The sequence below is a fragment of the Rhizobium johnstonii 3841 genome, from assembly GCF_000009265.1.
Taxonomy (GTDB): domain Bacteria; phylum Pseudomonadota; class Alphaproteobacteria; order Rhizobiales; family Rhizobiaceae; genus Rhizobium; species Rhizobium acaciae.
This window is the reverse complement of sequence record NC_008380.1, coordinates 1,008,262-1,035,208: the sequence shown is the minus strand read 5'-3', so window position 1 is coordinate 1,035,208 and position 26,947 is coordinate 1,008,262. Positions and strand designations below refer to the sequence as shown.

General features: G+C 62.1%; 21 protein-coding genes. 4 read left to right on the top strand and 17 right to left on the bottom strand.

The genetic code is table 11. The annotated features are described in order from the left end of the window. Positions 1-9: 9 nt before the first annotated feature. On the bottom strand, positions 10-3,339 hold the full coding sequence (locus RL_RS04990) for a DUF1217 domain-containing protein (protein ID WP_011650696.1): 3,330 nt from the start codon (positions 3,337-3,339) through the stop codon (positions 10-12). A gap of 300 nt (positions 3,340-3,639) precedes the next feature. Here RL_RS04990 and RL_RS04985 point away from each other — a divergent pair, with 300 nt between their 5' ends. After that, positions 3,640-4,206 carry a DUF6101 family protein gene (locus tag RL_RS04985; RefSeq protein ID WP_003545897.1) on the top strand — a complete coding sequence of 189 codons (567 nt, stop codon included), beginning with the start codon at positions 3,640-3,642 and terminating at the stop codon, positions 4,204-4,206. An 85-nt stretch (positions 4,207-4,291) separates the two neighbouring features. On the opposite strand, the gene ubiA is transcribed toward RL_RS04985, so the two are convergent. The 5 genes from ubiA to RL_RS04960 form a co-directional block, all read right to left on the bottom strand. Then, positions 4,292-5,251 (bottom strand): 4-hydroxybenzoate octaprenyltransferase, encoded by a 960-nt coding sequence (gene ubiA / locus RL_RS04980; RefSeq protein ID WP_011650695.1) that lies wholly within the window; start codon positions 5,249-5,251, stop codon positions 4,292-4,294. 159 nt (positions 5,252-5,410) lie between these two features. Further along, positions 5,411-6,223: a MipA/OmpV family protein gene (locus RL_RS04975; RefSeq protein WP_011650694.1), complete on the bottom strand. Its 813-nt coding sequence runs from the start codon at positions 6,221-6,223 to the stop codon at positions 5,411-5,413. Positions 6,224-6,624: 401 nt separating this feature from the next. Beyond that, positions 6,625-7,206, bottom strand: coding sequence for a histidine phosphatase family protein (locus RL_RS04970; protein ID WP_011650693.1), 582 nt, complete (start codon positions 7,204-7,206; stop codon positions 6,625-6,627). A 67-nt stretch (positions 7,207-7,273) separates the two neighbouring features. Next, a complete protein-coding gene (locus tag RL_RS04965) occupies positions 7,274-8,533 on the bottom strand; it encodes an SAM-dependent methyltransferase (protein ID WP_011650692.1) in 1,260 nt (419 codons plus the stop codon). A 133-nt stretch (positions 8,534-8,666) separates the two neighbouring features. After that, entirely contained in the window at positions 8,667-10,976 is a 2,310-nt protein-coding gene (locus RL_RS04960; RefSeq protein WP_011650691.1) for a Tex family protein, read from the bottom strand. A gap of 219 nt (positions 10,977-11,195) precedes the next feature. Between RL_RS04960 and glyS the strand changes: the two genes are divergently transcribed. Continuing rightward, the gene (gene glyS / locus RL_RS04955) at positions 11,196-13,310 is read left to right on the top strand and encodes a glycine--tRNA ligase subunit beta (RefSeq protein ID WP_011650690.1); all 2,115 of its coding nucleotides are present in this window, start codon (positions 11,196-11,198) and stop codon (positions 13,308-13,310) included. 58 nt (positions 13,311-13,368) lie between these two features. Continuing rightward, complete coding sequence (locus RL_RS04950) at positions 13,369-13,857, top strand: DUF523 domain-containing protein (RefSeq protein WP_011650689.1); 489 nt, start codon at positions 13,369-13,371, stop codon at positions 13,855-13,857. A gap of 79 nt (positions 13,858-13,936) precedes the next feature. On the opposite strand, the gene RL_RS04945 is transcribed toward RL_RS04950, so the two are convergent. The 9 genes from RL_RS04945 to RL_RS04905 all read right to left on the bottom strand — a co-directional run bounded on the left by RL_RS04945 (position 13,937) and on the right by RL_RS04905 (position 24,390). Then, positions 13,937-15,760 (bottom strand): methyl-accepting chemotaxis protein, encoded by a 1,824-nt coding sequence (locus RL_RS04945; protein ID WP_011650688.1) that lies wholly within the window; start codon positions 15,758-15,760, stop codon positions 13,937-13,939. A gap of 413 nt (positions 15,761-16,173) precedes the next feature. Further along, complete coding sequence (locus tag RL_RS04940) at positions 16,174-16,635, bottom strand: plant virulence effector HPE1-like domain-containing protein (protein WP_028742737.1); 462 nt, start codon at positions 16,633-16,635, stop codon at positions 16,174-16,176. Positions 16,636-16,734: 99 nt separating this feature from the next. Further along, a complete protein-coding gene (gene purD / locus RL_RS04935; protein WP_011650686.1) occupies positions 16,735-18,012 on the bottom strand; it encodes a phosphoribosylamine--glycine ligase in 1,278 nt (425 codons plus the stop codon). A gap of 65 nt (positions 18,013-18,077) precedes the next feature. Further along, positions 18,078-20,012, bottom strand: coding sequence for a DUF2207 domain-containing protein (locus tag RL_RS04930; RefSeq protein WP_011650685.1), 1,935 nt, complete (start codon positions 20,010-20,012; stop codon positions 18,078-18,080). A 36-nt stretch (positions 20,013-20,048) separates the two neighbouring features. Continuing rightward, positions 20,049-21,311 (bottom strand): 3-phosphoshikimate 1-carboxyvinyltransferase, encoded by a 1,263-nt coding sequence (locus tag RL_RS04925; RefSeq protein WP_011650684.1) that lies wholly within the window; start codon positions 21,309-21,311, stop codon positions 20,049-20,051. 88 nt (positions 21,312-21,399) lie between these two features. Further along, positions 21,400-21,951, bottom strand: a complete 552-nt coding sequence (locus RL_RS04920) for a LemA family protein (protein ID WP_011650683.1) — start codon at positions 21,949-21,951, stop codon at positions 21,400-21,402. A 139-nt stretch (positions 21,952-22,090) separates the two neighbouring features. Further along, a complete protein-coding gene (locus tag RL_RS04915; RefSeq protein ID WP_011650682.1) occupies positions 22,091-23,047 on the bottom strand; it encodes a glycine--tRNA ligase subunit alpha in 957 nt (318 codons plus the stop codon). A 272-nt stretch (positions 23,048-23,319) separates the two neighbouring features. Next, on the bottom strand, positions 23,320-23,511 hold the full coding sequence (locus RL_RS04910) for a hypothetical protein (RefSeq protein ID WP_003545875.1): 192 nt from the start codon (positions 23,509-23,511) through the stop codon (positions 23,320-23,322). An 18-nt stretch (positions 23,512-23,529) separates the two neighbouring features. Continuing rightward, on the bottom strand, positions 23,530-24,390 hold the full coding sequence (locus RL_RS04905) for a S49 family peptidase (protein WP_011650681.1): 861 nt from the start codon (positions 24,388-24,390) through the stop codon (positions 23,530-23,532). 170 nt (positions 24,391-24,560) lie between these two features. On the opposite strand from RL_RS04905, the gene RL_RS04900 reads away from it, so the two are divergent. Further along, the gene (locus tag RL_RS04900) at positions 24,561-25,901 is read left to right on the top strand and encodes an Nramp family divalent metal transporter (protein WP_011650680.1); all 1,341 of its coding nucleotides are present in this window, start codon (positions 24,561-24,563) and stop codon (positions 25,899-25,901) included. 29 nt (positions 25,902-25,930) lie between these two features. Here RL_RS04900 and RL_RS04895 read toward each other — a convergent pair whose 3' ends face one another. Both RL_RS04895 and RL_RS04890 read right to left on the bottom strand, forming a co-directional pair. Next, complete coding sequence (locus RL_RS04895) at positions 25,931-26,701, bottom strand: tRNA1(Val) (adenine(37)-N6)-methyltransferase (protein ID WP_011650679.1); 771 nt, start codon at positions 26,699-26,701, stop codon at positions 25,931-25,933. Between the two features lie 6 nt (positions 26,702-26,707). Then, on the bottom strand, positions 26,708-26,935 hold the full coding sequence (locus RL_RS04890) for a DUF2007 domain-containing protein (protein ID WP_003545870.1): 228 nt from the start codon (positions 26,933-26,935) through the stop codon (positions 26,708-26,710). Positions 26,936-26,947 lie beyond the last annotated feature (12 nt).

Here is a 26,947-nt window from a genome sequence, read left to right as displayed (position 1 = left end):
CCATCAGGCCTACTGCGTGCCGCCGTTGGTCAAGATCATCAGCGCCGGCGACTGCTGGGTGGCGTTCTGGACGTCGTACATCGCGGTGAACCGGCGCAGCAGCTTGTCGACCTTCTTCGGATCCTGGAGATCCTCGAGCTTGACGAAGCGGTTGATGAGATCGGCCTGTTTGGCGACATCCATGCCCGAGATCTGCGACGGCAGGCTGTAGGCCGTGGTGATGACCTGATAAAGCGCCTTGTCGCCGAGGATCCCATAGATCGAGGTGATGCTCGAGGCCTTGCGGCTGAAATAGAGCGCCAGACGGACGCCGTCATTGCTTTCGCCTTGCTGGGCTTCCATCGTCTGCTGAACGTAGAGCTCCTGTGTATGCTCCTCGGCCGCCTTGTTCTGGATGGTGCCGATCTTGGCGCGGGTCAGGTTGCCGTCCTTGTCGAAATTGAAGGCAGCGACGATGTCCTGGAATCGCGCATCGGCGGTGGCGTTGAGATAGCTCTTCTTGTCGTCGGGATCGGATGTGAAGATCTTCTTGAGCGTCGCCTTGTCGTAATCCTTCGGATCAAGGTTGTTCGCCTTCAGCACCAGATCGGTCAGGCGGCTGTCGTCAAGGAAATCGTCGAGCGACTTTACCTTCGCCATGCCCTTGGCGAAATAGTCGACTTCAGCCGTCGCGTCCTTCGCCGCCTTGTCCTTCACCGGACCGTCCTTCATCAGCATGGTGATATGCGATCTATAGTCGGTGGCGTATTTGGCCATGGTCGCGTCGGGCAGCGCCTGGAAGGGTGATGCCGCCTTGCCGTCGGGGCCGAAGTTGAAGGCGCGGGCAAGATTGGTGATGCGCTCATCCTTGAGCGAGGCGACATAGCCATCCGGATCATAGGCATCGCTTGTCAGGATCTTGCGCATCATCGAACGCGAGACCTCCTGGTCGGTCAGGCCGAAGGCCTGCAGCGCCACATGGAAGAGATCCGGCAGATTGTCATTGCTCTTGCTGAAATCGGCCGCCGAATTGCTGCGCAGGAAATCATTGACACTGTTGACGTCGGAGAAATTCAGCAGGCTGCTGCTGTCGGCCATAAGCTTCTGGTAGTTGGATGCAACCTCGTCGATCGCCTCGTCGCGCTCGTCGTCATAGCGCGCCGCGTAATTGTCGTTGGTGGTCTGTGCCTGGTCGGCCGTCTGGACCGAGCTGACGACAGGAAGCGATCCGTCGGCGGCGAAGTTGAAGTCGGCATTGAGATCGGCATGGCCGGCCGCGGCAGCGGCCGTCGCATCGGTCAGGATGCTCTTCAGATCAGCGTCCGAAATATTGAACGGCAGATTGTAGGTGCTCTTCAGGAAATTGGTAATGGCGCTGTCGGCAAGCAGATCATCGACATTGCTGATCGTCGACATCCTGGCGGAATAATCATCCGTGCGCGCCGTGGCGGCAAATTTCGTGCTGCTGATCTGGGTGGCTGTCTGCGCCGCCATGCCGTCCTCAAGCGTGCCGTCCGCCTTGAAATTGAAGGCGGCGGCAACGTCGGCATAGGTGCCGGTGCCGCTCTGATCGGTCAGGATAGCGCGAAGGTCGACGTCGCTGACCGTCGACGGGATGCCGTAAGCGTTGCGCACGAAATTGTTCAGCTTCTGGTCCGCCAGCAACTGATCGACGTTTGAGATGCCGGCGATGGTCGACTGGTAATAGACTGCCGCATTGTCGGCCTTGCTGGTGGTGCTGGCACTTTGCGTCGCCGTTTGCGAGGCGTAAAGGGTCGCGATCGAACCGTCCGATTTGAAATTGAAGAGGTCGTGAACGTCGCTATAGCCCTGGGCGCTGGCAGCCGTGCGGTCGACGAGGAAAGTCCTCAACGTCGCATCGGAGACGCTGTCTGCGATCTGCATGCTGTTTCTGATATAGCTGACCGCAACCGCATCCGACATGATGTCGTCGACATTGGTGACGTTGCCGATCATGCTGTTGAAATGTGCTGCGTTCACCGCTGACTTGTCGGTCGTCGATTTCCGCTGCGCCGCAGTCTGGATCACGGAACCGTTGATCGAACCGTCTGCCTGGAAGTTGAAGTCGGCATTGAGATCGGCATGGCCCTGGGCCGCGGCATAGGCCGAATCGGTCAGGATGTTCTTCAGATCGGCATTGCTGAAGTCCGTACCGAGACCATAGGCATCCTTGATGTAGCGCGCCAGCACATTGTCGGCCAGCAGGTCATCGACGTTGGTGATGCCGGTCGACTGGGACGTCGTGGTATAGTAGTTGCCGGTCATCGTGGCAGCATTCTTCAGACTATTTGCCTGATCGACCGTCTGGACGCGCGCCGTACTGGAGGCCGACCCGTCAGCCTTGAAATTGAAAGCATTGTAGACATTGGTAAAGCCCATCAGCTGGGCATAACCGGGATCGGTCAGCACCGTGCGCAGCGCTGCGGCGGTGAAGTCAGCGCCCATGCTGTAGGCCGTCGTGATATAAGAGGTCAGGCGCTTGTCGGCGACCAGGTCGTCGACATTGGTGATCGTGCCGATCTTCGCCGTGTAGTAGGCCTTGTTGTAGTCCGCCGCCGTCTGGCCGACGTAATAGACGTCCGAACCGACCGAATTGTCGATGATGACGGACTGGGAATTCAGGGTGTAGGATTCGATGACCGAGGCCTTCTGCGCGGCGGTCTGCGCCGTGCCGGTGACGGTGCCGTCGGCATTGAAGCTGAACTGGGCGGCAAGCGCCTTGTACTTGTCGCCGCCTTGGGTGTTGACGACGCTCGTGGGGTCGCTGAGATCGCTCGTCAGCACCTGCCGCAGAAAATCCTTCGACGCATAGGTCGGATCGATGTTGAAAGTCTTAAGCACATAGGTGCGCAGCCGGGTGTTGTTGACCAGGTCGTCGACGGTCTGCACGCTATCGATATTGTTGCTGTAATAGGTGCTCTCGGCGCTGGCGGCCTTGTCGGCATCGACGAAGGACTGTTTGTAGAGGCCGATCAGGTCGTCCTCCTGCGCGTCAGTCTGCACATCCTTCTCCGGCGCATTGAAATTGAAGGCGGCGGCGAATTCGCGATAACGCGTATCGGAAAGCTTGTTGGCGTAGCTGTTGGGGTCTGTGAGGTCGCTTTCGAGCACCTTTTTCATGAAGGCCTTGGCATAGGTCATGTCCTCGAGACCATAGGCCTTCATTGCATAGCTGTAGAGCTTGTAGTCGCCGAGGAAATCGTCGACGTTTTCGACCTTGTTGATATGGTCAGCGTAGTATTGAGCATCCTTCTTGACCGTCGCCTGCGACGCAACCTTGTTGAGGCTGGACGTCATATCCCGCGACAGGATCGTGTAAGCGAGGGAAGCCGAGATCATGAAAAGCGCCCTTTTCACCCAAATTTCTAAAAAAACGACGAACTGCTGGTGAGCACATTTTGCCATGGAAAGCTTACCTGAGGCTTACCTGTGGATGCATCATTTCAGGACACCACACCGTTCACCTTCCGGAAACCCTGCCGGATTCGGTTTTGATAACCATCAGAGGAGGCAAAGTTTTCTTAACCGCAATTTTTAAGCTGTACGGAACGGCGGGTGCCTATTGTCGGCCATAGAGGACGAAAAGTCCCAAGGAGAAGACCGGAAATCGGCTCTCAGGTAAGACAAGGGTAGAATGAAATGAACAATCCCGTTATGAAGCCCGCCTGGGCTGGCACGACGTTACGCCTCGATCCGTCCCGCTTTCCCCAGCAGGTCAGCTACGCCATCCACGATTGTTCGGATGACGTCAATATCACGATAGACGAACGCGGTGCGGTCCTGCGCAAGGTCCTCCCGTCCAGCGGCTTGCCGCTCTCGATTGCGCTGCCGAAGCGCGTTTTCAAGGGTGTCGCCGCCCGCGCCATCGACCATGGCGACGGCGATGTCACCGTCACGCTCGAGCTTCACCACGCCGATCCCGAGCTCTGCATTCCGCTGCTCGTCGCCCATGATCTCAGCGACATCGCCGCCGACTGGCGCAGCTGGTCCGAAGCCTTCCGCATTCCGATGCTGATGGTCGAGGCCGATGGCGTCGCCCGTCCGCTCGAAGACCATATTGGTGCCTTACGCACCAGCGATCTCAAGCCGCGCCGCCGTCATTCCTACTTCGCCAATCGCCGTCCGCGCTTCCTCGTGCGCCGCACCACCGGCCGGCTGGGCGTCGCCATGAAGATCGAAGGCAAGGAAATCATCGCCCGGACTTAAGCGAAATCGTGAAAGTCCCAATGTGGCAATGCCATTTTGAAACCCGGCGCCCGCGCCGGGTTTATCGTTCCATTCATCGTCCCAATCAGGGAATGGCAAAGAGCAGTGAGATGAAGAGGCCGAAGAAGATGATCAGGCCGACGCGGTTGTTTGACTTGAAGAGCGCCAGGCACTGGTCGGCATCGTTGATATCCAGCCGGACGATCTGCCAGGCGAACATGCCGGCCGCACCGAGCAAGGCCAGGAAAGCGATGAGATTGGCGCCGGCGAGAGCGAAAGCGATAAACATCAGTACCAGCGTCAGTCCATAAAGGCCGATCAGCCATTGCCGCGTCCTGTCGCCGAACAGTCGCGCGGTGGAGCGGACGCCGATCAGCTCGTCATCCTCCTTGTCCTGATGCGCATAGATCGTGTCATAACCGATCGTCCAGGCGACGGAGGCGGCGTAGAGCAGGATGGCGGCAAAGGAGAGGCCGCCCAAAATGCCGGCCCAGCCCATCAGCGCGCCCCAGGAAAAGGCAAGTCCGAGGTAGAATTGCGGCCAGTCGGTGAAGCGTTTGGCAAAGGGATAAAACGCCACGATCCCGAGCGAGAGCACGCCGAGGAAGACGTTGAGCCAGTTGAACTGCAGCAACACCAACAGGCCGACGAGCGCCTGCAAGCCGATGAAGATCTTCGCGTGGGCGCGCGTGACGCGGCCGGAGGGCAGCGGACGCGACCGCGTACGCGCCACTTCCATGTCGATCTTGTGGTCGACGAGATCGTTATAGGTGCAACCGGCGCCGCGCATGGCGACCGCGCCGATGAAATAAAGGAACAGGTGAGACACCAGCAGGCTGCCGGAATAGAGCCCCTCGCCGATCGCCGCATTGGCGGCAAGCGTCGCCGACCAGAAGCACGGCCACATCAGGAGCTGCCAGCCGATCGGGCGATCCCAGCGCGCGAGCTGCGCATAGGGCCAAAGCCATGGCGGCAGGATCCGGTAGACCCAGTTGTGGGAAGGTGCGTCGGAGACGCGATCGTTGAAATCGCCGGTATCGTGCATGCCGCTCATCTAGCGGCGGGCCGCCGATCCGGTCAAGAAGCGATCATTGCGCTGCCAGTTGTATCATCCTTGGATCGGAATCGATCCAGGGATGAAATTATACGGCAATTCAAAGTGTTACAGCGATGCGCATCTGAGAGTGATGCGCAGCCGCGTCAATCACTGCAGGGAGAAATTGAACTTGTAGGTCGCCGAGAGGCCGATCAGGACCTGGTTCTTCGAGCCGCGCTCGCGCACGAGGCTGCTGTCGGCGGCGGGGCCCGCCAGCCGCTTGTATTCGAGGAAGGAACTTGCCGAGAGGTTTTCCGTCGCCTTCCAGGTGAGCGCCGCGCCGGCGCCATAGGACTGGATGCCCGACGAGGGCTTGTAGGGATCAAGGCCGCTTGCGGCCGCCTGCTTGGCGTTGACGCCGTAGTAGGCGTCGTAATAGCCGCTGGTTGCGAAGGTCGCGCGCGGGCCGCCTGACAGCTGCAGGTCGGGCGCGATATCGGTAAAGGCATCGACCGCGAGATCGGCGACGATGCCGTCATGCGCGCGGATGCCTTGGCGGACTTCGGCGCGGGCGCGCAGGAAATCTGTGGGGTAGACCTCAACGAAACCGCCGGCTTCAGCCCCCCATTTGACCTTCTTCAAGCCCTTCAGCTCGCTGCCGTCGCCGTCATCGCGCGACGGCACGAATTTGCCGACGATGCCGGCACGGAAGGCGCCCTTGTCGATGAGGGCGAAGGACGGATTGTCGTTGCGCGAGGAAAAACGCGGGCCAGCACCCTGACGGCCGACCGAGATCAGCGGGCTGAACTTGAATTCATTGTTCGACGAGCCCTCGAATTTCGGGGCGGAGAAGCCGGCGACGCCGACGCTCAGATACCAGTCGCCGGACCAGAAGTGCTGTCCGCTTTCCTGTGCGGCGGCCGAACCAAAGGAAGAAAGGGCAATAGCCAGAGAGATCGATACGACTGATCGATGAGACACGTCCGCACTCCAGAAAACGCAAAAACAAAGCCGCGGAGGGCGGCGCTCGCTACATTTATCCTGATCTCGTTACCCCAATGTTAACCACGGCGAAACAACGGGCGCTAATGAAAGGCGTGCCGTGCGGCCCCTCATCCGCCCTACGGGCGCCGACCGGGGGTCGAGCCGCGGGTCTCGACCCGTCCTTCGGACCCCCGCTGGGGAGAAGAGGGAAAATGCCGCTTCGTCACCGATCCCATTGTTTGGCAATGCCGTTGAGCAAGCGGGTTCGTTTGGCAGTGTCGGCGCGCCTTGCTGCCTCTTCTCCCCTCGGGAGAAGGTGGCCCGAAGGGTCGGATGAGGGGGCCACACGGCTGGCGGCATCTGCTATCGAACTCCGCAAACCCGCTCCCACCGTTTCCCTATCTCTGGTTCCAGCGGCGGATGACCGGTTCGGTCAGATCGTGCTCATAGCCGAGCACGCTGATGCTCGCGGTATCGAGCACGAAACGCGCGCCGTCTTCCGGCGGCAGGCCAAGCCAGCGGGCGGCGAGGACCCGCAGGAAATGCGAACTCGAAAAGATCAGGATGGTGCCGGCCGTCTGACGAAGTCCGCCAATCACGGCGTCGGCGCGATCGCCGACATCGGCGGCGAATTCGCCCTTCGGGCAGCCGTCGCGAAAGAGCTGCCAGCCGGGGCGGTCGGCAAGGATCGCCTTGGTGGTGATGCCTTCGTAAGCGCCATAGTCCCATTCGGCGAGATCGTCCTTGATCACCGCGCCCGATCCGAATCCGGCGAGCGCGCAGGTCTTGCGGGCTCGCTCGGAGGGGCTCGACCAGACGGCGGAGAAGCTAAGGCCCGCCAGCCGGTCGGCGATTTTGCGGGCGGCCTCTTCGCCATTCGACGTCAAGGGAATATCACTGCGTCCGGTATGGCGCCCGGACAGGCTCCATTCGGTTTCACCGTGGCGGACCAAGTAGATCTCGGGAAACGCACTGCTCATCGGCAAGTCCTTTCATGAGAATCCGTCCCCCGGCAAAAGCGCCAGCGGAAACGGCACTTCCGCGGGATCAGAACGTCACCTTTTCCAGCGGTGCGCGTGTCGCCTCGAATTCCTTCAGCTTCGCTTCGTTCCGCTCAATATAGTTGCGATTGTCGGGAACGGCGAACTGGTTCTTGGCGATCTGGATCTGCAGGATGAAGAGCTCGTCCCAGCGGAAGCCCATTTCGGAGCCCGCCAGATAGAATTCCCACATGCGGAAGAACTGCTCGTCGTAAAGCGCCACCGCTTCGGCCTTGCGCGCCACGAAACGCTCGCGCCAATGGCGCAGCGTATAGGCATAATGCAGCGGCAGGATTTCGATATCCTTGACCAGCAGCCCGGCCTTTTCAAGCGGCAGCACAACCTCGCCGACGGAAGGGATGTAGCCGCCCGGGAAGATGTATTTCTCGATGAAGGCATTGGTGCCGAAGCTCGGCTTCGGGCGGCCGATCGAATGTAGCACCATGACGCCGTTGTCGTCGAGCAGATCCGATACCTTGCGGAAGAAATTGCCATAATGGCCGATGCCGACATGTTCGAACATGCCGACCGAGACGATGCGGTCGAATTTCCTGCCCGTCATGGTGCGGTAGTCCTGCAGTTCGAAACGCACCCGGTCTGCAAGGCCGCGCTTTTCGGCGCGCGTACGCGAGACTTTGAGCTGCTCCTCGCTCAGGGTGATGCCGGTGAACTCTGCACCTTCAGTCGCCTCCGTCAGGTACATGCCCATGCCGCCCCAGCCGGAGCCGATCTCGAGGATGCGCTGGTTCGGCTCGAGCAGAAGCTTGGCGGCTATATGGCGTTTCTTGGCAAGCTGCGCCTCGTCGAGATCAATGCCCGGCGGCTCGAAATAGGCGCAGGAATATTGCCAGTCCTCGTCGAGGAAAAGATCGAAGAGCTTCGCCGACAGGTCGTAATGATGGGCGACATTGTGCTTGTTGCGATTGACCGGCACGCGGCTCTTCAGCTGCTGCCAAGCAATGCGGCCGAGGAGCAGTGCCGCCATCTTGAAATCGAAGATTTCATTGGTGGTGTTCTGTTTCACCAGCGACAGGAAATCGTAGATATTGCCCTGTTCGAGAATGAACCGGCCTTGCATGTACATTTCGCCGAGCCTCATGGCCGGGTCGCGCCGGATGGCGTCCTCGGCCTCCTGATCGGCAAGGCGGGCGACAACGGGTTCACCCGTGCCGTCGCCGATAGTGTGGGTTTCGCCATTGGCAAGGGTAAGTTTCAACGAACCCTTGCGGACGATTTGCTGGACGATCGATAAGAATGCCGACGCCATGGACGCCTCGCAAATGTGACAGGATGGTCACATCAACTTAATAGCTCTCTTTCGCCTTACAAGCGCCGGATTTAGCACTCCGTTCAGAACGCTGCCAAACTGTTGCATTTTTGCCGAAATGCCGGCTAAACCCTTATTTTCGCTTCATGGCTTCGGCAAGTGCCGCGCCGAATGCGCCCTGGCTTTCCGGTTTCTGAGCCGCAGGCCGGCGTTCGTTCTGCGGCCGCGACCCTTGGTTTGAACGAGAATCACCACGCGGCGGCGGCGCTGATGAGCCGTCATCGCGTCGCATGGAAAGACCGATGCGCTTGCGCTTGGCATCGACTTCGACAACTCGCACCTTGACGACATCGCCCGCCTTTACGACCTCGTGGGGATCCTTGACGAAGCGATCGGCAAGCTGGGACACATGCACCAGTCCATCCTGGTGCACGCCGATATCGACGAAGGCGCCGAAGGCGGCGACATTGGTCACCGTGCCTTCCAGCACCATGCCGGGCTTCAGGTCGGAAATTTCGTTGACGCCCTCGGCGAAGGTCGCGGTCTTGAAGCTCGGCCGCGGGTCGCGGCCGGGCTTTTCCAGCTCCGCGATGATGTCCCTGACCGTCGGCAGGCCGAATTTCTCGTCGATGAACTGGCGCGGATCAACCGATTTCAACACGGCGCTGTCGCCCATCAGCGCGCGCAGATCGCGGCCGCAGGCGGCGACGATCTTCTTGGCGATGCCGTAGGCCTCCGGGTGGACCGAGGAGGAGTCGAGCGGCTCCTTGCCGTTGGGAATGCGCAGGAAGCCGGCGCACTGCTCGAAGGTGCGGCCGCCGAGGCGGGCGACCTTCAGCAGATCCTTTCGCGTCTCGAAACGGCCTTCGCTGTCGCGGTGGCGGACGATGGCGTCGGCGATCGACGGACCGAGGCCGGAAACGCGGGACAGCAGCGGCGCCGAGGCGGTGTTGAGATCGACACCGACGGCATTCACCGCATCTTCCACCACGGCATCGAGCGAACGCGACAGCTTCTGCTGGTCGACGTCGTGCTGATACTGGCCGACGCCGATCGACTTCGGCTCGATCTTGACCAGTTCGGCCAGCGGATCCTGCAGGCGCCGCGCGATGGAGACGGCGCCGCGCAGCGACACGTCGAGATCGGGAAATTCCGCCGCTGCGGTCGCCGAGGCGGAATAGACCGAGGCGCCGGCTTCCGAGACGATGACCTTGGTCGGCTTCGGCGCCGGCAACTCGGCCAGCATGTCGGCCACCAGCTTTTCGGTTTCGCGGCTGCCGGTGCCGTTGCCAATCGAGATCAGCTCGACATTGTGCTTGCGGATCAGCGAGGCGAGTTCGACCTGGGCGCCGCGCACGTCGTTCCTCGGCTGGAAGGGATAGACGGTCGATGTCGCCACCACCTTGCCGGTGCCGTCGACGACGGCGACCTTGACGCCGGTGCGGATGCCGGGATCGAGACCCATCGTCGCGCGCGAGCCGGCGGGTGCAGCCAGCAGCAGGTCCTTGAGATTGCGGGCGAAGACATGGATCGCCTCTTCTTCGGCCCTTTCGCGCAGTTCCCGCATCAGGTCGAGCGAGAGCGACATGGAAAGCTTGACGCGCCAGGTCCAGCTTGCGACCTCCATCAGCCAGCGGTCGCCGGGACGGCTGGTACCGATCTCGTAGGCCGCCACGATCATGCGCTCGACCGGCTTGTTCGGAGAGGCGGTCTCGGCGTCGGCCTCGATCGTCAGCGTCAGTACCTCCTCGTTCCAGCCGCGCAGCATGGCGAGCGCGCGGTGGCCGGGGGCGGTCGCCCAGCGTTCGGAATGGTCGAAATAGTCGGAAAACTTCTCGCCCGCCGCCTGCTTGCCGTCGACGACTTTCGCCTTCAGCAGCGCAGCCTGGCGCATATGGGCGCGCAGCCTGCCGAGCAGGTCGGCATTTTCGGCAATGCCTTCGGCGATGATATCGCGCGCGCCTTCGAGCGCCGTCTTCACATCGGGCACATCAGCGGTGACGAAGCCTTCGGCCAGCACCGCCGGTTCCCTGGCGCGGTCGGCGAGGATCATCTCGGCGAGCGGGCCGAGGCCGCGTTCGCGGGCGATTTCGGCCCGCGTGCGGCGCTTCGGCTTGTAGGGCAGGTAGAGATCTTCGAGCTCGGCCTTGGTTTCGGCGCCTGCGACCTTGGTCATCAGCTCGTCGGTCATCTTGCCCTGGCCGGTGATCGATTCGACGATCGCGTCGCGCCGGGCTTCGAGTTCGCGCAGATAGACCAGCCGTTCGGCGAGATTGCGCAGCTGCGTATCATCCAGCCCACCCGTCACTTCCTTGCGGTAGCGGGCGATGAAGGGCACGGTGGCGCCCTCGTCGAGCAGCTCGATGGCGGCTTTGGCCTGTTCGGGCCGGGCATTGATTTCGGCGGAGATGCGGGCTGCGAGAAAACGGAGGTCTGCGGCCATGGGATTTCCTGTTTCGTCAGAGGTGGCGGGACCATAGCGGCGAAAAGCGGCAAGGCAATGTTGGAGTTTACAGGCAAGCGCCGATCCACAGGATAAGCATGCCGGAAAGGCGGCGATTTTGCGGTTGTGCAGATGCGCCATTCTTTGCTAGCAGAAGCAACGTTTTGACCCGGCGCCCATGCCATCCCTCCCCTCACGCGGGAGGCAAGGAAATTCGACATGCCAAACCTTCTTCTCGAACTCCGCTCCGAAGAGATTCCGGCCCGCATGCAGCGCAAGGCTGCCGGCGACCTGAAGAAGCTCGTCACCGATGCGCTTGTCGAAGCGGGCCTGTCCTACGAGGGCGCACGCGAATACTGGACGCCGCGGCGGCTTGCGCTCGACATTCACGGCCTGACGGCGCGCTCGGCCGATGTGCGCGAGGAGCGCAAGGGACCGCGCACCGACGCCAACGAGAAGGCGATCGAAGGTTTTCTGCGCGGCGCCGGCCTTTCCTCGGTCTCCGAGGCGCAGGTGGTGAGCGATCCGAAGAAGGGCGATTTCTACGTCGCGGTCATTTCCAAGCCCGGCCGGGCGACGGAAGAGATCGTCACCGATGTCATGCCCGGCATCATCCGCGATTTTCCCTGGCCGAAGTCGATGCGCTGGGGCAAGGCCTCTTCGAAGCCCGGCGCGCTGCGCTGGGTGCGGCCGCTGCAGTCGATCGTCTGCACCTTCGGCCCGGAGCATGAAGAGACCACTGTCATCCCCTTCGAGATCGACGGCATCACCGCTTCCAACATCACCTATGGCCATCGCTTCCACGCGCCCGAGCCGATCACGGTGCGGCGCTTCGATGATTATGCGGCGAACCTGGAAAAGGCGAAGGTCATCCTCGATGCCGAGCGGCGCAAGGACATCATCCTGCACGACGCCCGCGACATCGCCTTTGCCAACGGGCTGGAGCTGGTGGAAGACGAAGGCCTGCTGGAGGAAGTCTCCGGCCTCGTCGAATGGCCGCAGGTGCTGATGGGCAGCTTCGAGGAGGATTATCTCTCGATCCCCTCCGAAATCATCCGGCTGACGATCAAGACCAACCAGAAGTGTTTCGTGACGCGGCCGCAGGGCGGCGAAACGCTGTCGAACAAGTTCATCCTCGTCTCCAACATCCAGGCGAGCGACGGCGGCAAGGAAATCGTCCACGGCAACGGCAAGGTGGTGCGGGCCCGGCTTTCGGATGCGCTGCATTTCTGGAAACGCGACCAGGGTAATCTGCCGGATCTCGAGACGCTGACGGCTTCGGCGGCAAAGTTCGGCCTCGACATCAACAAGCCGCTCGACCAGCGCATGGCGAAGCTCGATGCGCTTGACGTAACGTTCCATGCCAAGCTCGGCACACAGGGCGCGCGCGTCGCCCGCATCCGCACGCTGGCCAAGCAATTGGCTGATATCACCGGCGCCGACGCGGCTCTCATCGATCGCGCCGCCGTGCTCGCCAAGGCCGACCTGCGCACCGAGGCCGTCGGCGAATTCCCGGAACTGCAGGGCTTGATGGGCCGCAAATATGCGGCGCTGCAGGGTGAGGATGCCTCCGTTGCCGCAGCGCTCGAGGACCACTACAAGCCCCAGGGTCCGTCGGACCGCGTGCCTGAGGATAGAGTGGCGATCACGATCGCCCTTGCCGACAAGCTCGATACGCTGATCGGTTTCTGGGCGATCGACGAAAAACCGACGGGGTCGAAGGATCCGTTCGCCCTGCGGCGTGCGGCCCTCGGTGTCGTCAGGATCCTGCTGGAGCGCAAGGTCAGGCTGCCGCTGCTGACGACGACCAGGGATATCGATCTCCTCTCCTTCTTCCACGATCGTCTCAAGGTCTATCTGCGCGACCAGGGCGCCCGCCACGATCTGATCGACGCCGTGCTGACGCCCGATGCCGACGACCTGCTGATGGTGGCGCGCCGCGTCGAAGCGCTGACGGCCTTCATCACCTCGGAAGACGGCAAGAACCTGCTCGCCGGCACCAAACGCGCGACGCAGCTGCTCGCCGCCGAGGAAAAGAAGGGCACCGTGATCGCCGATGGCGTTTCGCAGGCGCTTCTGAAGCTCGATGCCGAGAAGGAACTGTTCGCCGCAATCTCCGGCGCCTCGAAGGATGCGTCGGACGCCGTCGCCGGCGAGGATTTCCGCTCGGCGATGGAAGCGCTCTCCAAGCTGCGCGGCCCGGTCGACCGCTTCTTCGAAGACGTGCTCGTCAACGACGAGGACGCCGCCATCCGCGCCAACCGTCTCGCTTTGCTGCGGCTGATCCGCGAGGCGACGGGAACGGTTGCGGATTTCTCGAAGATTTCGGGGTGATGTTCGGCCGCCATCGGCGGTCTGGCATTGCCGCCGCCGTGGCGTTATTCATGCAGACATGCGGAGCAAGATTCTCGTCAGCGCCTGTCTCATGGGCCACGCCGTTCGCTATGACGGGCGGGCGAAGCCGTTGCTTCATCCGGCGATCGAGCGTTGGTGGGCCGAAGGCCGGCTGGTGACGATCTGTCCGGAGATGTCGGCGGGCATGACGGTGCCGCGGCCGCCGGCGGAGATCGCAGAGGCGGCAACCGGCGAAGGGGTGCTGGCCGGCACGGCGCGGGTTGTCGAGCTGACGGGCGCCGACGTGACGGAAGAGTTCCTGCAGGCAGCAAAGAATGCCGTGGCGCTCGCAAGGCAGGCCGGCTGCCGCTATGCGCTGCTCATCGACGGCAGCCCGTCCTGCGGATCCGGTTTCATCTATGACGGCACGTTTTCCGGCCGCAAGCAGGCCGGCAACGGCGTGACCGCGGCGGCGCTGAAAGCTGATGGCGTCGAGGTGTTTTCCGATTGCGAGATCGAAAAGCTGATCGAGCGTATCGCGCAATAAGCTCCAAATGGCACGGCCGCCGGAGAACCGACGGCCGCTAAGAATTTGGTGATGAAAAGGCTTGTTGCCTCCGCGCCGTTTAGGCAGCACGGCGACCCTGATGCATGGCCGGGGCAGCGCTTCCGCCACTGACGCGGAAGCCGCGGATGAGGTCGATCAGCTCGTCGGTATCGCTGGCGAGCGTCTCTGCCGATGCCGTGGTCTCCTCGGCCATGGCGGCATTCTGCTGGGTGGCGGCGTCGAGCTGGTTCATCGAGGACGAGATCGAGCGCAGCGTCGTGTCCTGTTCGGAAGCGCTGTGGGCGATCTTGGCGACGATCTCGTTGGCGGCCTTGATCTGGTCGGAGATGCGCTTCAGCGCTTCGCCTGCCTCGCCGACCAGACGGACGCCATGGTCGACCTGGCTGGAGGAACGGGCGATCTGGTCCTTGATCTCCTTGGCCGCCGCGGCGGAGCGCTGGGCAAGCTCACGGACTTCCTGGGCGACGACCGCAAAACCCTTGCCGCTTTCACCGGCGCGGGCTGCCTCGACACCGGCATTCAGCGCCAGAAGGTTGGTCTGGAAGGCGATCTCGTCGATGACGCCGATGATCTTGGTGATCTCCGAGGATGACTTCTCGATGCCGCTCATCGCCTCGATCGCCTGGGTGACGATCGCATCGCTATGGGTGGCTTCGGTGCTGACCGAATGGACGCGCTTGCTCGCCTCATGGGCGCCATCGGCGGTCTGGCGGACGGCGACAGTGAGCTCATCGAGGGCGGCCGAGGTTTCTTCCAGGCTGGCAGCCTGGCGCTCGGTGCGCTGCGACAGCTCGTTGGAAGCGCGGCGGATCTCTTCCTTGCTGGTGCCGATATCGGTGCCCTTGGCGCTGACCTTGGCCATGGCGGCTTCGAGATGCGACAGTGCATCGTTGAAGTTGTCGCGAAGGGCGGCGTATTTCTGGCCGAGATCGGCGCAGCGGACGGTGAGATCGCCGCGGGCGATCATCTCCAGCGCTTGGCCGATCGTCGTCACCACGCGCGCCTGCAGCGTTGCCTCGTCCTGCTGCTGGCGCAAGTTGTTTTCGCGCTCGCTTTCCAGCGCCAGCTGCTGGGCCGCCTCGCGATCCGACATCTGATGGCGCTCCCTGATCTTTTCCTGCAGCGAGAGCGTCGCCTTGGCCATCATGCCGACTTCATTGTTCATGCCGGTATGCGGGATGGAGATGGAAACGTCCTCTTCCGAGACCGCCTTCAGGGCGGCGTGGACATTGTTGAGAGGCCCCGATATGCCGCGAATGACGATGTAGGCGGCCGACATGGCAAGGAAGAACAGGACGATGCTGCCGGAGAGAGCGGTCAGGATCGTGCTGTTTATCTGGGCATCGAGATCATCCATGTAGACGCCGGTGACGACGACGATCTTCCAGGGTTCGAAGGCCTGGCCATAGGCCGTCTTGCGATAATCGCCAACGGGTTGGCCCGGTTTGACCGTGGAATAATATTCGACGAGACCGCCGCCCTGCTGCCCGAGCTTGACCAGCTCATCGCGATAGAGCTTGCCTTTGCTGTCCGGCTGGCCCTTGTTGATCTGCCCGACTTTCGAGGCATCGTAGTGGAATACCATCTGAACGTCGTAGCTATAGCCGAAGAAATAGCCGTCCGGATCGTATTTCATTCCGTTTACGGTGGCGTAGGCCTGCTTCTGGGCATCCTCGAGCGTCATTTCGCCGGCGGTCACCTTGGCCTGGTAAAGCTTGAGAACCGAGACCGCCGACTGAACCTCGGCGCGGAGCATGTCGTAACGCTCCTTGTAGATCGCATCGACCGAGGAGCGGATCTGCAGGGAAGTGGCGATCGCAAAGGCGATCATAAGGCCGACGACCAGCAGTATGAGCTGCTTCGATATCTTCAATTTTTTCATGACGCCTCGCAACGGGAATGGGTGGCTGCATTCCGGTGCGGTTTTCTACCGCCTGTGCGAGCGCGCCAAAAAGAGGACGCGTCTACCGCTGCTAAAACAAACATGCTGCGACCGGGTAAGTAACAATTGATGCTCACCCTATAAAAAAGCTTTAACTTTATTGTTCGCGGCGCGAGTTTCCCTAAAAATCGAGGGGTAATTTACAAGGCAAAACCGCCGGATTTCAGGCATATTAAAACAGGAATGCACCCTCGCTTCTCTTCGAGGGTGCATCCGGTCCACCGGAGGTGGAACCCCAAGCGATCGAAACCTTGATCAGGCAGGGGCAGGGAACTTTGGTTTTACGCAATTCCCGGCAAAACCGCTGCGCGCTTTGCCTGGGAAAACCGCCGCGCACTTTCGCGCGACATGCTTTAGAAACGCAGCTTGAATTCGGAAACGTTAAGGGCTGCGGGTTGTTCCGCCATGCCGGCCGCGACAGGCCTGGCGTCGCCGCCGATGACGGCCGCCGTCGTCGCATTCATGTCGATGCCGTCGACAGGCGGGGCGGAAGGCGCCGCGGCAAGCATCGCTTCCGGGGTGGCCTTGCTGACGAAGACGACAGGCGAGCCGCCCATCCAGCCTTCGGTGCGATAGATCTTCTTTTCGCCGCCGACATCGCGAATTTCACTCGCCTGGAGGACGCCGGGCTTCAGCTCCGGCACCGTATAGTCCTTCTTTGTCAGCTCGGCCTGAAGCGGCGGGCAATGAGCGCAGGTTTCGGTGACGATGCTGCCTTCAGCGGACGGAGCAATCTTGCCGACCACCTCTATCGAGGACGCCATTGCTGAGCCTGCCATCAGCAGGATTGCCGCACCGAGGAAAATCTGACGCATCAAAGTTACTCCGTCTCACCTTCGGAGCAAATTAGCGCAGCTTTGTTTCCATCCCGTCAGGGGAAAGGGTAAAAATTTAAAGAACGCGGCGGTTTATACTCATTCCGAGCCGGTTTCGCGCTCGATCGCCCGCCAGCCGATGTCGCGCCGGCAGAAGCCGTTTTCCCATCTCACCCTGTCAAGCAGCGCGTAGGCGCGGCTCTTCGCCTCGGCGACCGTGCCGCCTGACGCGGTGACATTCAGCACACGGCCGCCGGTCGCAACCAATGCGCCGTCCTTCAGACCCGTGCCGGCATGAAACACCTTCTCACCCTCGCCTGCATCCGGCAGGGAGAGGATCGGCGTATTCTTCTCGTAGGCGCCGGGATAACCCTTCGAGGCCATGACCACCGTCAGCGCCGGGTCGTCGCTCCAGTCGGCGCTGACCTGATCGAGCGTGCCGTTGGCGGTGGCGAGCAGCAGCGGCAGGAGATCGCTCTTCAACCGCATCATCAGCACCTGGCATTCGGGGTCGCCGAAGCGGACATTGTACTCGATGAGTTCCGGCCCCTTCCTGGTGATCATCAGCCCGGCGAAAAAGACGCCGGAGAAAGGATGACCGCTCTCGGCCATGCCGCGCATCGTCGGTTCGATGATCTCTTTCATGGTGCGCTCGACCATTTCGGCAGTCATCACAGGCGCCGGCGAATAGGCGCCCATGCCGCCGGTATTGACGCCGATATCGCCCTCGCCCACCCGCTTATGATCCTGAGCGGTTGCGAGCGGCAGCACATGTTTGCCATCGCAGAGACAGAAGAAGCTCGCCTCCTCGCCATCGAGATAGGCTTCGACAACGACTTCAGCGCCGGCAGCGCCAAAGGCGCCCTCGAAGCAGTCGTCGACGGCAGCCAGGGCGTCGTCCAGCGTCATCGCAACCGTCACGCCCTTGCCGGCGGCAAGGCCATCGGCCTTGACGACGATCGGCGCGCCCTGTGCCCGGATATAAGATTTCGCCTTCGGTCCATTATTGAAGCGCTGGTAGGCGCCTGTCGGAATATCGTAGCGGGCGCAGATATCCTTGGTGAAGCCTTTGGAACCCTCGAGCTGGGCGGCGGCAGCGGAGGGACCGAAGACCGCCAGGCCATCGGCGCGCAGCCGGTCGACGAGGCCGGCAACCAGCGGCGCCTCCGGGCCTACGACGACGAAATCGATCGCCTTGTCCTTGCAGAAGGCCGCGACCGCTTCGTGATCCTCGATATTCAAGGCCACGAGGACGGCGTGTTCGGCAATGCCGGGATTGCCGGGTGCGGCGTAGAATTCCGTCATCAACGGCGATTGCGCCAGCTTCCAGGCGAGCGCGTGCTCGCGTCCGCCCGATCCGATCAACAGAACCTTCATGCGCGACCCTTTCCTTTTCTGTCTGGCGGTTAAGGGCCAAGGGCTAAAAGGTCAAGCGAGAAAGCTTACCAACCCCCGCCTCCCCCGCCTCCGCCACCGCCGCCGGACGAGCCGCCGCCGGAAAAACCGGAGGATGAGCGCGACGGCGGCGGTGAAGGTATCGTCGACGCGATGGTCGAGGCCATCGACGAGGAAAAGCCGCCGATACGATCGGAAAAGCTGCCGCTGTTGAAGTTGCCGGAATACCAGGCGGGCGCATAGGCTGTAGCCGTGCCGGCGGCAGCAGCCGCAAGCCAGGTCTCGAAGGTGCGCGACCAGGGCTTTTCGACGCCGAGCGCCACCGCATAAGGCAGCAGCGTCTCGAAATGCCGCGGCGACATCTCCGGGGCGCCGGCCGTGTTCATCCGGTCCTTCTCGGCAAGCGTCAGATACTGGCGCAGGCCGTCTATGCCATCCATCATCTTGGCGCCGAGCGGGGTCGGCGCACCCATGATGAAAAAATAGAGGATGTTCAAAAGCACGATGCCGCCGACGGCAAAGAGCATCGGCGTTTCGTGCAGTTCCACCAGCGACGAGGCAAGCGCCAGCCCCATGGTCGCCAGGATGCTGATGCCGACGAAGACGCCGATCGCGGCGGAGATGATGGCGATGATCTTGCCGAACAGCGACTTGCCGCGATGCAGCGACCTGACGAGGCCGGCGACGAACACCGAAATGAAGACCGAGATGACGATCGGGATCAGCATCACCGCGATGGTGTCGGGCTCCAGCGAACCGAAAACGAATAGGATCACCAGGGCCGCGGCACTGAGCGCGATGCCGCCGGCGGTATAGGCCAGGTTGGAATTGTAATATTTGCCGCGATGCTCCTTCTCGATCGCCGAGCGGAAGGCCTGACCGACGGACTTCACCCGCTCGCCATTGGCCTTGTCGATCGTCAGCGTCGAGCCGGCGCCGCCGGCAACTCTCAGCAATTCGATCTCGCCGGCCTGGAACTTCTCCTTGCCGAGCGGCTTTCCGGTGCCTTGGATGACGATCGAATTCTTCAGGTCTTCGAGCTTGACGTAACCGCGGACGGCAAGATTGAGCGCCGTGGCAGACAGCGCCGTCCAGCCCTCTCCGGAGAAGCCCTTATTGTCGATGTAGTTGACCAGCGCCGGCGAGATACCATCAGGCGCGTCCCAGCGCGGCACGACGACGCCACGTGCAGGATCGCGGCCGACCTTCAGCCAGGAGCGCGTGTAATAGGCGAAAACGAGGATTAGGCCGCCGAAGCCGATGAAATAGTTGCGGTTGTCCTTCAGCCACCAAGTGTTTTCCATATCCGCGCTCGGCGGATCGATCGACCCCTTCGGCATGCGGATCGCAAAGGTCAGTCCTTCGTGGGCATCGAGCGGCGCGGTGGTGGAAAAAACCAGGCCGGCGCGGGTCTCGCTAACGCGGGCATTCTTTTCCGTAGCGCCCTCAGGGCCGGTGAAGAACGTCGTCTCCGTCGCGCCGACGCCGGGCGGCAGCTTTACCGTTGCCGTGGCTGAACGGATCGGGAAGATCCAGCCATTACCGGTGACGTTCCAATAGAGTTCGTCATGATCGTCGAAATAGCGGATCTGGCGGTTGGTCCTGTAGGTGAAGACATATCGATGACGGCCGGGCGTCACCGTCACATCGGCAGAACCGGCATAGATGCGGATGCCGCGTGATATCGATTCGGTGTGCCACGGCTCGTCATCGCCATCGCGCTGGACCGACACCATATCGAAATCGACGCTGCGGCGACGGCCGGCGGCATCGGTGAAATAGAGCGGGAAATCACGGAAGATGCCGTGGTTGATCTGGTTGCCCTCGGCATTGACGGTGATCGTTTCGGTCACTGTCATCGCACCGCTTTTTTCGAGCGCGATGTCGGAGACGAAACTGTCGATCACCTCGGCGGCAAAGGCCACGGGGGCGGGGAGCATCAACAGCAATGCAAAGCAAAATCCGAAAAACCGACGCCCCATCCCTGTCTCCCCGCCGGCAGCCTCGGCTGCGTTTCGTCAATCGTTGTCCTGATAGGTCACGCCGAGGGCCGCCAGTGTCCTCCAATAGGCTGGGAAAGTCTTGCCGACGCAATCGGGATCGAGAATGGTGATGCCGTCGATCTTCAGCCCGGCCAACGCGAAACTCATGGCGATGCGATGGTCGGCAAAGCTGTCGATCTCCGCCGGCAGATGCCGGCCCACAAGTGCGGGATCCGACTGCACGATCAGATCATCGCCCTCTTCGCGGGCAAGGCCTGAAACAATGCGGTTGAGGCCGGTCGAAAGCGCCCGGATGCGATCGCATTCCTTGACGCGCAAGTTGGCGATGCCGACGAAGCGAACCGGCGTCTCGTTGAAAGCGGCAAGCACGGCAAGGGTCGGAACGGCATCCTGCATCTGCGAGCCGTCGATCTCTGCCGGCAGATGCGGAAAACGGGCGATCATGTCATAGGCGCGCGCATCCGGCTGCGAGAAGGCGCCGGCCGGGACGCCGAGATCGATCGCGCCGCCGGTCAGCACCTCGGCGGCCCAGAGGTAGGTCGCAGCCGATGCATCCGGCTCGACGATGAAGTCAGCAGCGCGGTAACCGGTCGGCTCGACGCGCCAGGTGACGGGGCTGGTCTTTTCAACCTTGGCGCCAAAAGCCTTCATCGCCGCGGTGGTCAGATCGATATAGCCGAGCGCGCCGATATCCTCGCCGACGAGTTCGATATCCACCGGCCGGTCGCCGCCGGCCGCCATCATCAGCAGCGCTGAGACATACTGGCTGGACAGGCCGCCATCGATGCGGATGCGGTCAGCCTGGAAGCGGCCGGTGCCCTTGACGGTAACCGGCGGGCAGCCGGTCTTAGCGGTGACGTCGATGCCGAGCGTGCGCATCGCTTCGACCAGCGGGCCGATCGGGCGCTTGCGCATATGTTCGTCGCCATCGACGATGACGGTGCCGTCGACCAGAGCCGCAGCCGCGGTCAGGAAGCGTGTCGCCGTGCCGGCATTGCCGAGGAAAAGCGGCGCTTTCGGCGGCAGCAGCCTGCCGCTGCCGGTGACGACGAAACTGGTGTCGTCGGGTTCATCGATCGCGACACCCATGGCGCGCAGCGCTTCGGCCATATAGCGCGTATCGTCGCTCTTCAGCGCCCCGGTCAGCCGGCTCGTGCCCTTCGCAAGGCCGGCGAGCAGAAGCGCGCGATTGGTGATCGACTTGGAGCCCGGCGGCATGGCGCGGCCCGAAAGCGGCTTGCCCGGCGGGATGATCGTGAGTTTGGCTGTGCGTGTCATGCTGTTCTTCCGTCATAAGGCGACCATTACCGGCCGCAATCTGCCCTTGCTCTTAATCGCTTTCTGGCAAAGGCAAAATGCCGGATCGTCAGAATTTCACGGTGGGGACGGCGCGGTCGGCTTCGTTGGTGATTTCGAAATATTCGCGCTTGGCAAAACCGAACTGACCGGCGACGAGATTGGAGGGGAAGCTTTCGACCTTGACGTTCAGATCGCGGGCCGCACCATTGTAATAACGCCGGGCCATCTGCAGCTCGCCTTCCATGGTTTCCAGCGAGGCCTGCAGCTCGGCAAAATTCTGGTTGGCCTTGAGATCCGGATAGGCTTCGGCGAGCGCGATGACCCGGCCGAGCGCCTGGCCGAGCAGCCCTTCCGCCTGCGCCCTGCCGGCAACATCGCCTGATGGCACGGCCTGCGCCTTGTTGCGGAGCTCAACCACCTCTTCGAGCGTCGATTTTTCGTGGGCGGCATAGCCCTTGACCGTCTCGATCAGGTTCGGGATCAGATCGGCGCGGCGCTTGAGCTGGACATCGATGCCCGACCAGGCCTCTTCCGCCATCTGCCGCGCGCGAACCAGGCCGTTGTAGACGAAGACGAGATAGAGCGCGACCAGAACGATGACGCCAAGCGCAATATACATCGCGAATCCCCCGCAGCGAAGTAATGTTGAGGCGGAGACTAAGCGGTTTTGCCGGCTGCCGTCAAACGCCGATATCCGCGAGGATTCGGGGTACCCGACCAGCCGTTTATATGGACGATACGGCTGGTGAGCTGTTGCGTTACGCCGCCTCTTTCGAGAGGTTGACGCCGCCGGCGTCGGTCAGCAGGAAGGCCTCGCCGCAGGCCTTGGCAAGCGTGCGCACGCGCAGGATATAGCTCTGACGTTCGGTGACCGAGATGACGCCGCGGGCATCGAGCAGGTTGAAGACGTGGCTTGCCTTGATGCACTGGTCATAGGCCGGGAAGACGCATTTGTGCAGGCGCTGGTTGGCATTGTCGCCGGGCGCGCCGGCATCGAGCAGCGCCCGGCATTCCTTCTCGGCGTCGACGAAGTGACGGTGCAGCATCTCGGTATTGGCGAACTCGAAATTATGGCGCGAATATTCCTGCTCGGCCTGCAGGAAGACATCGCCATAGCTGATCTTCTCGTCGCCGTCGCGGCCATTGAAGTTCAGATCATAGACATTGTCGACGCCTTGGACATACATGGCGAGGCGTTCGAGACCATAGGTCAGTTCGCCGGCGACGGGTGAGCATTCGATGCCGCAGACCTGCTGGAAATAGGTGAACTGCGAGACTTCCATGCCGTCGCACCAGCATTCCCAGCCGAGGCCCCAGGCGCCAAGCGTCGGGCTTTCCCAGTCGTCTTCGACGAAACGGATATCATGCAGCAGCGGATCGAGACCGATCGCCGCCAGCGAGCCGAGATAAAGCTCCTGCAGGTTCGGCGGGTTCGGCTTCAGGATCACCTGGTACTGGTAATAATGCTGCAGCCGGTTCGGGTTTTCGCCATAGCGGCCGTCGGACGGGCGCCGCGACGGCTGGACGTAGGCCGCCTTCCACGGCTTGGGGCCGAGGGCGCGCAGCGTGGTGGCCGGGTGGAAAGTGCCGGCGCCGACTTCCATGTCGTAGGGCTGCAGCACCGCGCACCCCTTGTCCGCCCAGTAGTTATGCAGGGTCAGGATCAGCGCCTGGAAGGAGCGCTTCGGGTTCATATGGTCTGGGATAGCTGACATCGAACGGCACCGATTGCTTGGGATTTATCGGCGCGACAGGTGCCATGGAGGGCGGCGGGGGTCAAGAGTTTTGCGGCGGCGGAGAGATCTAAAACCCCTCCCCAACCCCTCCTCACAAGGGGGAGGGACTAACCCGGAGTACCCGCCTCGCTCCTCCCGAAACGTCGAAGATCTGGAAAGCGGGTGCGGCAAATTAAGCCCCTCCCCTTGTGGGGAGGGGTTGGGGAGGGGTCTAGCATGCCGGATGGGCGGCAGATGAGCGGCGACGCCTCTTATTCTCCCTCGCGCTTCAGCCGGTATTCTCCCGTCGCCGGGTCCTTGACCAGTGTGCCGATCGCGCCGGTCTGCCGCTCCTTTTCAGCGCGGCGCGACTTTTCGGCGAGCTTGCGGGCATCGGAGACGAAGCGGCGGTAGAGCCACCAAGCTGAGAAAACCAGGACCAGGATCGTAATAAGCTGTGCCATGCCCCTCTCTTGCTCCTCTCAAAGCCCGAACCGGCTCCACAATGCTCTCTCTTCCGCCGCTTCGACAAGCCCCGTCGCGAGACCGGATGCAGCACCTTCGAGCGAGACCGGCGATACGCCGGGAATCCGGCGGCCGAACAGGCCGCGGCCGGCGGTGACGAGCTCCAGCTTGGTCGTCTGGCCGTAGCGCCTCTTCAATTCCTGGCGCATGTCGCCGAGGCCGTCGATGAGGCCGAGTTCGAGGCCGCGCGTGCCGCTCCAGAACAGGCCGGAAAACACCGCCGCATCGTCCCTCAGCTTGCCGGCGCGACGCTCGCGCACCATGGAGATGAAGACCTGATGGATTTCGAGCTGCAGGCTTTTCAGGTACTCGATATCCTTTTCTTTTTCCGGCTGGAACGGATCGAGGATCACCTTATTTTCGCCCGCCGTATAGACGCGGCGTTCGACGCCGATCTTCTTCAACAGTTCGGGAAAGCCGAAACCGCCGGAGACGACACCGATCGAGCCGACGATGGAGGTGGCGTCGGCGATGATCTCGTCGCCGGCAAGCGCGATCATGTAACCGCCCGAGGCGGCGACATCCTCGACGAAGACCAGAACCTTCTTCTGTTTCTCGCGGGCGAGTTCGCGAATGCGGGTGAAGATCAGGCGCGACTGGACGGGCGAGCCGCCCGGCGAATTGATGGAGATGGCGACCGCCGGTGCATCCTTCATGGCGAAGGCTTTTTCCAGAACCGGAGAGACATTGGCGAGGTTGAGGGTCGGCCGAAACTGGCCGCCGCCGCTGATGATCGCCCCTTGCAGGCGAACGACCGGAATGGTGATGCCGTCCTTGCGGAACCGTTTCGGCATCAGTTTTCTCAAGAATCCGGCCATTTCCCATCCTTCGCTTCGGGTCGCACGATCGTCACCCATGTATGCGCTGGAACGACAAACACAATGGCTGCGTTCCTGAAAACATTGGGTTTGAATTTGTTGTTGCGAATGACTTGCATTATCATTCTAATTCGTCATAGTGCGCTGACGATAAAACAGGTGAAAATCGCATGGACGTCCTTAATCCGAATCCAAAGAGCGGCTGGCGGCACGAACGCGGCGAGGCGTCGCTGTCCGATGTCTACCGCACCGTCGGAACCGGGCGTCACAGCTCGGCATGGCGAAGGGCGGCAGCCTTCGCCGGGCCGGGCTACATGGTCGCCGTCGGCTACATGGACCCCGGCAACTGGGCGACCTCGCTCGCCGGCGGCTCGAAATTCGGCTATGCGCTGCTCACCGTCGCGCTGCTTTCCAACCTGATGGCGATCGTGCTGCAATCGCTCTGCGCGCGCCTGGCGATCGCCTCCGGCCGCGACCTCGCACAGGCCTGCCGCGACGCCTTTCCGAAATATGTCTCGCTGCCGCTTTGGGCCTTTGCTGAAATCGCCATCATCGCCACCGATATCGCCGAGGTGATCGGCACGGCGATCGGCCTCAACCTGTTGATGGGCATCCCGCTCGAACTCGGCGTGCTGATCACCGCGCTCGACGTCTTCGTGATCCTCTTCCTGCAGAAGCTCGGCTTCCGCTGGGTGGAAGCCTTCATCATCGCGCTGCTCGGCGTCATCGCGGTCTGCTTCGGCGTGCAGATCCTGCTGGCCGACCCGCAATGGGGCGCGGTCCTTACCGGCTTCTTCCCAACGACCGAGATCGTCACCAATCCGGAGATGCTCTATCTGGCGCTCGGCATTCTCGGTGCGACCGTCATGCCGCACAATCTCTACCTCCACTCCGGCATCGTCCAGACACGGGCCTATGGCCATACCATTCCCGAAAAGAGGGAGGCGCTGACCTTTGCAACGATCGACTCGACGGTCGCGCTCTGTTTCGCGCTGCTGATCAACGCGTCGATCCTGATCCTGGCGGCCGCCGCCTTCAATGCGCACGGCAAGACCGACGTCGTCGAACTCGGCGATGCCTACTCGCTGCTGTCGCCGCTGCTTGGCCTCGCCATCGCGCCGACGCTGTTCGGCATCGCGCTTCTCTGCTGCGGTCTCAACTCGACAGTGACGGCGACGCTTGCCGGCCAGATCGTCATGGAAGGCTTCCTCAAGATCAGGCTGAAGCCGTGGGTGCGCCGCCTGATTACCCGTGCCATCGCCATCGTGCCGGCAGCGATCGTCACCATCTGGTATGGCGACAAGGGCACGGCGGAGCTTTTGATCCTCACCCAGGTGGTGCTCAGCCTGCAGCTTTCCTTCGCCGTCTTCCCGCTTGTGATGTTTACCGCCAACAAGGCCAAGATGGGCGAACTCGTGGCGCCGCGCTGGCTGAGTGGCGTTGCCTATCTGATCGCGGTCGTGATAGCCGGACTGAACGTCAAGCTGCTCCTCGACTTCGTCACCGGCTGAAGCAATTCCAGGAAAAGTCTGGCGCCAGTCTAAAGCCTGGCATAGGCCGCCCGGCCGTTGTTGAAATCATCGACGAGAGGGGAGAACTTGTGGCTCCCCTCTTTGTGCATGACGAGAGGCGCACGCAGCGACAGCCGCGCCCGCGATCCCTTGATACCAGTCACCAGGATACGGACGGCATTTTCACCCGGACGCGGATGGATGGCGGTGATCTCGATGCCGCCGAAACGCCGGCCGCAAGCGGCAACGATCTCGGCGATCGACTGTGGCCTGGCGATCAGTGACATTTGCCCGCCTGGGATCATGATGGCGCCGGCCGTGCGTATCCAGCTTTCGAACAGGCCGTCGGTCATCGCATGGGCTTCGGCCTTCAGCGCATCCGGCGTGCGCCGGTCGCCGGCGTCGTTGAAGGGCGGGTTCATGATGACGTGGTGGAAGCTCTCATCGGTGAGCCCCGCATCGTTGCGCGCCTTGGCGGTCAGCGTCACATCGGCCTCGACGACGCTGACGCGGTCGGCGACATGGGCATTGTCGGGCAAGAGGATGCTGCGGCGGGCATAGTCGGCCATCTCGGCCGAGCGTTCGAAAAGCACCACCTCTGCATCGGCAAGGCGCGAGGCGACGGCAAGACCGGCAGCGCCCGCGCCGGCGCCGAGATCGGCAACCCTGACTGGGCGATCGTCGGCGACCAGAGCCGCAAGCAGCATCGCATCCATGCCGGAGCGATGGCCCCTGCCCTTCGGCTGCACCACATGGAAGCCGCCGCGATGAAAGGCATCGACAGTGTCAGTGGCCGTCATCGGAACTCACTTCCGCTCGCGCAGCTCGCCGCCGAGACCGGCATCGGTGAGGATGCGGCGCGCCTGATCGGCCATCTCCTCATCCACCAGCAGGCGGCGCGACAGCATGCCGAGCGAGCCTTCCAGCACGCTCATGCCCTGATCGGCGATGAAGCAGTGAATTCCGGCATCCTTCATCAAACTCTCGGCATAGGAGAGAAGAACGGGATCGTTGGCGCGGATAAGCTCATGCATTTGCCGTCGTTT